Raw genomic sequence first — 507 nt, forward strand, 5'->3', positions numbered from 1 at the left:
AATGAATTGTGTTCTTGTTTGACTTTCTCTAATTTGTCGCTCAAAGCCACGTTCAATTCCTCCTATTTCATAGTCATATCCTAACTTACTTCCTCGCACCCATTTTAAAGCCTCAGGATGCTTGTAGGATATTGTTTCTCCTCTCAATCTAGTTTTAACACCAAGGTCATCTAAAAACGCTGAGAGACCCTTTAAATCACTTGTACGAGATTTTGCTATATCAACCGCTTGTCGTATTTCGTCTTTCCAAGATATTTCCCCTTTTTTTAGTAATGATTTTTCCGCTGCGGTGTACCGTACCGATGCTTGTTTCTCTACGACTACTGACAATCCTCGTTCCTGACAAATTCTATCATTCTCACTTTTTATAAAATCTCGTTGTTGATTATTGCTATGATACTTCTTGCCATTTTCAATATTAACGGAATTTATCACAATGTGATTATGTATGTGTTCTGTATCCGCATGCGTATAAATAGCAACTTGATAGTCTTTTGCAACCGATTG

Annotated in this window: 1 protein-coding gene; it reads right to left on the reverse strand. The window is 36.7% G+C overall.

Annotation, left to right across the window (positions count from 1 at the left end):
• Window positions 1–507, reverse strand: a 507-nt coding sequence (locus JDS99_RS30970) for a relaxase/mobilization nuclease domain-containing protein (RefSeq protein ID WP_199696499.1), incomplete at both ends; no start/stop codon positions are given.

This window comes from Bacillus cereus group sp. N6, from assembly GCF_016483705.1.
In the GTDB taxonomy this organism is placed as follows: domain Bacteria; phylum Bacillota; class Bacilli; order Bacillales; family Bacillaceae_G; genus Bacillus_A; species Bacillus_A wiedmannii.